The 6,281-nt window shown below is 71.7% G+C and carries 5 protein-coding genes and 2 pseudogenes; 4 read left to right on the top strand and 3 right to left on the bottom strand.

Features of this window, described 5'->3' with window-relative positions; genetic code table 11:
* Positions 1 to 105, top strand: a pseudogene (locus ACWEN3_RS38755) (hypothetical protein); the annotation flags it as partial.
* Here ACWEN3_RS38755 and ACWEN3_RS38760 read toward each other — a convergent pair.
* Together ACWEN3_RS38760 and ACWEN3_RS38765 are read right to left on the bottom strand one after the other, a co-directional pair.
* Positions 98 to 313, bottom strand: a pseudogene (locus tag ACWEN3_RS38760) (inositol monophosphatase family protein); the annotation flags it as partial. The pseudogenes ACWEN3_RS38755 and ACWEN3_RS38760 overlap by 8 nt on opposite strands.
* An 8-nt stretch (positions 314 to 321) precedes the next feature.
* Entirely contained in the window at positions 322 to 1,449 is a 1,128-nt protein-coding gene (locus ACWEN3_RS38765) for a ferrochelatase (protein WP_452981128.1), read from the bottom strand.
* 172 nt (positions 1,450 to 1,621) lie between these two features.
* On the opposite strand from ACWEN3_RS38765, the gene ACWEN3_RS38770 reads away from it, so the two are divergent.
* Positions 1,622 to 2,863: an MFS transporter gene (locus tag ACWEN3_RS38770; RefSeq protein WP_452981130.1), complete on the top strand. Its 1,242-nt coding sequence runs from the start codon at positions 1,622 to 1,624 to the stop codon at positions 2,861 to 2,863.
* Complete coding sequence (locus ACWEN3_RS38775; RefSeq protein WP_452981132.1) at positions 2,823 to 4,142, top strand: D-arabinono-1,4-lactone oxidase; 1,320 nt, start codon at positions 2,823 to 2,825, stop codon at positions 4,140 to 4,142. Before ACWEN3_RS38770 ends, ACWEN3_RS38775 begins: the two co-directional genes overlap by 41 nt.
* Here the strand turns inward: ACWEN3_RS38775 and ACWEN3_RS38780 are convergent.
* Positions 4,066 to 4,782: a hypothetical protein gene (locus ACWEN3_RS38780; protein ID WP_452981134.1), complete on the bottom strand. Its 717-nt coding sequence runs from the start codon at positions 4,780 to 4,782 to the stop codon at positions 4,066 to 4,068. The two genes, ACWEN3_RS38775 and ACWEN3_RS38780, sit on opposite strands and share 77 nt — an antisense overlap.
* Positions 4,783 to 5,262: 480 nt before the next feature.
* Here ACWEN3_RS38780 and sepH point away from each other — a divergent pair.
* On the top strand, positions 5,263 to 6,281 hold a 1,019-nt coding region (gene sepH / locus ACWEN3_RS38785), incomplete at its 3' end, for a septation protein SepH (protein WP_452981137.1).

Raw genomic sequence — 6,281 nt, forward strand, 5'->3', positions numbered from 1 at the left:
CGCACCTCGCGCAAGCCCGAGGTCTCGTACGGCGACTCCATCGAGGAGGATCTCGTCCGCCGTGACTTCACCGTCAACGCGATGGCCGTGGCGCTACCTCGCCGAGGAAGCCGTCGTCGGGGCGATGCCCGGAGATCAGATCGGTGATCAGCTTCTCCGCCGCGATGTCCATCTCGGTGACGACGTCGATCGGGCTGGACTTGGTCCTCGCCACGGCGAGGTCGGCCGGGCGGCCGTCCCGCAGCAGCTCACCGGCCCGGCGGGCGGCTTCCTGGGCCAGCTCCAGCAGTTCCCGGTGCAGGGCGTCGGTCACGGGTCTCCTCACGCGTAGGGGCTGTCGGCGCCGGCGGCGGCCGGGCGGGGCGCACGGGACGGGCAGCAGCCGACGGGGCAGACGTTGTGGCTCGCTCCCAGGGTGCCCAGGGCGCAGGGTGTGACGTCCTGTCCGCGCTCCGCGGCGGCGCGCTCCACGATCAGGTCGCGCACGGCGGCGGCGAACCGCGGGTCGGCGCCCACGGTGGCCGAGCGGCGCACCGGCAGGCCCAGCTCCCCGGCCTTGGCCGTGGCCTCGGTGTCGAGGTCGTAGAGGACCTCCATGTGGTCGGAGACGAAGCCGATCGGCGCCATCACGACGGCCGGGACGCCGGCGGCGTGCCGCTCCTCCAGGTGGTCGCAGATGTCGGGTTCCAGCCACGGGATGTGCGGGGCGCCGGAGCGGGACTGGTAGACCAGCCGCCAGGGGTGGTCGACGCCGGTGCGCTCGCGGACGGTGTCGGCGATCAGCTGGGCGACGTCCAGGTGCTGCTCGACGTAGGCGCCGCCCTCGCCGTGGGCCTCGACCGGGCCGGAGGTGTCGGCGGCCGCGGTCGGCACGGAGTGGGTGGTGAAGGCGATGTGGGCGCCGGCGCGGACGTCCTCGGGCAGCTCGGCGAGGGAGCGCAGCACGCCGTCGGCCATGGGCTCCACGAAGCCGGGGTGGTTGAAGTAGTGCCGCAGCTTGTCGACCTTCGGCAGCGGATGGCCCTCGGCCTCCAGGGCGGCCAGCGCGTCGGCGAGGTTCTCGCGGTACTGGCGGCAGCCCGAGTAGGAGGCGTAGGCGCTGGTGGCGAGCACCAGGATGCGGCGGCGGCCGTCGGCGACCATCTCGCGCAGGGTGTCCGTCAGGTACGGCGCCCAGTTGCGGTTGCCCCAGTAGACCGGCAGGTCCAGGCCGTGGTCGGCGAAGTCCTTGCGCAGGGCGTCCAGCAGGGCGCGGTTCTGGTCGTTGATCGGACTGACGCCGCCGAACAGGAAGTAGTGCTGCCCGACCTCCTTGAGGCGTTCCTTCGGGATGCCGCGCCCGCGCGTGACGTTCTCCAGGAACGGAACCACGTCGTCCGGGCCTTCGGGACCGCCGAAGGAGAGCAGGAGCAGGGCGTCGTACGGGGTGGCATCGAGCGCGTCTGGCATGTCTCGATCCTGCCACCCGGCGCTGACGGCCGGGAAACGGCAGGGTGAAGAGTCGTGTTCCAGTGGGTTTATGCCGGTTTTTTCCGACGTCATCCCAGGTGCATTTAGGGTCACCTAACTCGTAAGCTGTATCAGCCGCATTCGCGCCTTACCGAGTCGCTTCGGAGACCACGTGCCCAGCCCCTACAGAGCCTTGTTCGACGAGCCCGGCACCAAGGCCTTCTCCGCCGCGGGACTCCTCGGCCGGATGCCGCTGTCGATGATGGGCATCGGCGTGGTCACGATGGTCTCCCAGCTCACCGGGCGCTACGGGCTCGCGGGCGCGCTGACGGCCACCATCGCGCTGTCCGCCGCGGTGGTCGGACCGCAGGTCTCCCGGCTGGTGGACCGGCACGGGCAGCGCAGGGTGCTGCGCCCCGCGACCCTCGTGGCCCTCGTGGCGGCGGCCGGGCTGCTGCTCGCCGCCCGTCTGAGGTGGCCGGACTGGGTGCTGTTCGTCAGCGCGGCCGGGATCGGCTCGGTGCCGAGCCTGGGCGCGATGATCAGGGCCCGCTGGGCCGCCCTGTACCGGGGCACGCCGAAACTGCACACCGCCTACTCGTTCGAGTCGGTGGTCGACGAGATCTGCTTCATCTTCGGCCCGATCATCTCCATCGGGCTGTGCACGGCCTGGTTCCCGGAGGCGGGCCCCCTGCTGGCCGCCTGCTTCCTCGCGGCCGGCGTCTGCTGGCTCACCGCCCAGCGCGCCACCGAACCGGAGCCGCACCCGCGCGAGCGGCACGACGGCGGCGGCAGCGCGCTGCGCTCGGCCGCGCTCCAGGTCCTGGTGGCGACCTTCGTGGCGACCGGCGCGATCTTCGGAGCTGTGGACGTGGTCACCGTCGCCTTCGCCGACGAGCGCGGCCACAAGGGCGCCGCGAGCGTGGTGCTCGCGCTGTACGCGGCCGGTTCCTGCGCGGCCGGGGCGGTCTTCGGGCTGCTGCGTCTCGCCGGGGCGCCGGAACGTCGCTGGCTGCTGGGCGTGACGGCCATGGCCGTGAGTATGATCCCCCTCCTACTGGTCGGAAACCTGCCGCTTCTGGCCGTGGCGCTGTTCGTTGCGGGGCTGTCCATCGCACCGACGATGATCACGACGATGTCCCTCATCGAAGAGCACGTACCTCGCGCGCAACTCACCGAGGGCATGACCTGGGTGAGCACCGGCCTCGCGGTCGGTGTGGCGCTCGGCTCGTCCGTGGCCGGCTCGGTGATCGACGCAGCCGGGGCGCGCGCCGGGTACGGGGTCCCGGTGGTGTCCGGGGCCGTCGCGGTCGCGGTGGGTTTCCTCGGGTACCGCCGGCTGCGCAGGCCGGCCGCGGGTCGGGGAGGCACCGTTGAGCAGCACAGCGAGCGGGAAGAACGGCACCTGGCGTAACTGGGGCGGCAACGTCTCCGCCCGGCCCGCCCGGCAGGTCGCGCCGGCCTCGGTGGAGGAGCTGGCCGCGGCGGTGCGCCGGGCGCGCGAGGACGGCCTGAAGGTGAAGGCCGTCGGCACCGGGCACTCCTTCACGTCGATCGCGGCCACCGACGGCGTGTTGATCCGCCCGCAACTCTTGACGGGTATCCGCAACATTGACCGGGAGTCCATGACCGTCACGGTCGAGGCGGGCACCCCGCTCAAGAGACTCAACGCGGCCCTGGCGCGCGAGGGGCTGTCGCTCACCAACATGGGCGACATCATGGAGCAGACCGTCTCGGGGGCCACCAGCACCGGCACCCACGGCACGGGCCGTGAGTCCGGCTCCATCGCCGCCCAGATCAAGGGGCTCGAACTCGTCACGGCGGACGGCTCGGTGCTCACCTGCTCCGAGAAGGAGAATCCGGAGGTCTTCGCGGCCGCCCGAACAGGCCTCGGCGCCCTCGGCATCGTCACGGCGATCACCTTCGCCGTGGAGCCGCTGTTCCTGCTCACCGCGCGCGAGGAACCGATGCCCTTCGAGCGGGTGCTCGCCGAGTTCGATCAACTCTGGGCAGAGAACGAGCACTTCGAGTTCTACTGGTTCCCGCACACCGGCAGCACCAACACCAAGCGCAACAACCGCAGCGCGGGCCCCGAGCAGCCCGTGGGGCAGCTCGCCGGATGGTTCGAGGACGAGTTCCTCTCCAACGGCGTCTTCCAGGTGGCCCAGTGGGTCGGCCGCGCGGCCCCCGCCGCCGTCCCCGCGATCGCGCGGGTCTCCAGCAAGGCCCTGTCCGCGCGGTCGTACACGGACATCCCCTACAAGGTCTTCACCTCCCCGCGCCGGGTGCGCTTCGTGGAGATGGAGTACGCCGTCCCGCGCGCGGCCCTGGTGGAGACCCTGCGCGAGCTGAGGACCATGGTCGACCGCTCGGGCCTGCGCGTCAGCTTCCCCGTCGAGGTGCGCACCGCCCCGGCCGACGACATCACCCTGTCCACCGCCTCCGGCCGGGACAGCGCCTACATCGCCGTGCACATGTTCCGGGGCACGCCGTACCAGGCGTACTTCACGGCCGCCGAGCGCATCTTCACCGCGCACGAGGGCCGTCCGCACTGGGGCAAGGTGCACACGCGGGACGCGGAGTACCTCGCGCGGGTGTATCCGCGTTTCGCCGAGTTCACGGAGTTGCGGGACCGGCTTGACCCGGAACGGCTGTTCCAGAACGACTACTTGCGGAGGGTTCTGGGGGCGTAGGCGTCACTGCGGACCCGCTGGGCGTGGGCGTCGCACTCGGGGCGGGACCGGTGCTCGGCGCCCCGCTCGCGGAGCCGCCGGGCGTCGGGGCCGCGCTGCCGGCCGCACCCCCGCCGGCCGTGGGCGTGCGCTCGATGTGCTTCCAGGAGGGCGTGCTCGAAGGGGCCGGTACGTCCTCGGACCGCGAGGAGGAGACGCTCCGCCCGGTGACCGCGTCGCTGACCGTCGTGCCCCGGCCGCCGCTGAAACTGTTGCCGGACGCCAGTTCGTACGTCGTGATGCCGGCCATGGTCACACCGAACACCACGGCCGCCGCGACCACCGGGCGCCGCCGGCTCCTCACCCGCGCGCGGTAGACGGTGCCCTCGGTGAACTCGCCCGGGGCCGGCGGCACCTGCCTGCCGGGGCGGCCGGTCGCCTTCGCCTCCCGGAACTGCTCCCCGGTCCGCTTGAAGAAGTGCTGGAAGAGGGTTCCGCCGCAGCTGGCGACGACGCTGACGACTCCGGCGCCGAGGATCGTGCCGTACACCCCGAAGTACGAGGCCAGTTTGGCCGCCACGACCGCCGCCAGGGCGCTGCCCGCCACCTGGGGGACGCTCAGGTCGATCCGCTTCCGACCCGCGGGGGGTGTTTCACGCATACCCGGAACTTGCCTGCCTTTCCCGTACTTGATCGACATCGGCCGACCGACTGCACGAGAAAGGGACGTACAAACGAAACCATTAGTTCCGTTTCTGGGGATTACGTGAAGTTCGCCACGTTCATGATCGATAAAACCGGTTGCCGACGGCCAAGTCGCGTCCCTTGCCAGAAGTTGGGCGGCGCGCCAATCCACGCACGTGGTCCGAATGGAGTACTGTTGCGAGCCCTGGGCCCGGTCTCCCACCAGGGTGTCCGCGACCTCGAAGGACCGCCGGGAGGGGGCTAGTTGCACAGGGTGACGGAGTTTGTCACTTAGCGTTGCGAATAGGTAACCGTGCCATAACGGCGGTCCAGGGCCCGTGCCCGACACGCCGGGCAACTCGGCAAGGTTGTGGCAGGCTGCACCCGGGCAGGCCACACTCGACTAGCGGAAGCAGCGACGCACGTGACGTCGGCAGGCACCACCCGGGAGGTCCCCATGCCCGAACTGCGTGTCGTGGCCGTCTCGAATGACGGCACACGGCTGGTGCTCAAGGCTGCCGACTCAACGGAGTACACCCTTCCGATCGACGAACGCCTGCGCGCCGCCGTGCGCGGCGACCGGCCGCGCCTCGGGCAGATCGAGATCGAGGTCGAGAGCCATCTCCGCCCCCGTGACATCCAGGCGCGTATACGTGCCGGTGCCACCGCGGAGGAGGTCGCGCAGCTCGCGGGCATTCCCGTCGACCGGGTGCGGCGCTTCGAGGGGCCGGTACTGGCCGAGCGCGCCTTCATGGCCGAGCGGGCCCGCAAGACCCCGGTCCGCCGCCCCGGCGAGAACTCCGGCCCGCTGCTCGGCGAGGCCGTCCAGGAGCGACTCCTGCTGCGCGGTGCCGAGAAGGACACCGTGCAGTGGGACTCCTGGCGCCGGGACGACGGCACCTGGGAGGTCCTCCTCGTCTACCGGGTCGCGGGCGAACCGCACTCGGCGAGCTGGACGTACGACCCGCCCCGGCGGCTCGTCCAGGCCGTCGACGACGAGGCGCGCTCGCTGATCGGCGAGTCCGACGACCTCGCCGTACCGGAGCCGAGCTTCCCGTTCGTCCCGCGCATCGCCCGCCTCCCGCGCGAGCGTTCCCTGGACCGGGCCCTGGAGCGGAGCGACCGGGAGCGGCCGAGCCTGCCCGCGCAGGCCTCCGAGCCCGCGGAGGAGAGCACCGGCGAGCGCGACTCGCTGACCAGCCTCCTGGAGGCCGTGCCGAGCTTCCGCGGCGACATGGTGGTCCCGGAACGGCCGTCGGAGACCCCGGAGGAGCCCGTCGAGGAACCCGTCGCGGAGGAGCCCCCGGCGCCCGCCGCCTCGGCCGGTTCCGCCTACGCGGACGTCCTCATGCCCCGCTCGGTCGGCAGTCACCGCGACCGGCTCATCTCCCGCGCGAAATACTGGGCCGCCCGCCGCAGGATCTCTCGCTCGAGCTCCCACTCCTTCTCTGCCTTGCGCAGCCGACCCAGCTCGGC

The organism is Streptomyces sp. NPDC004561, from assembly GCF_053602155.1.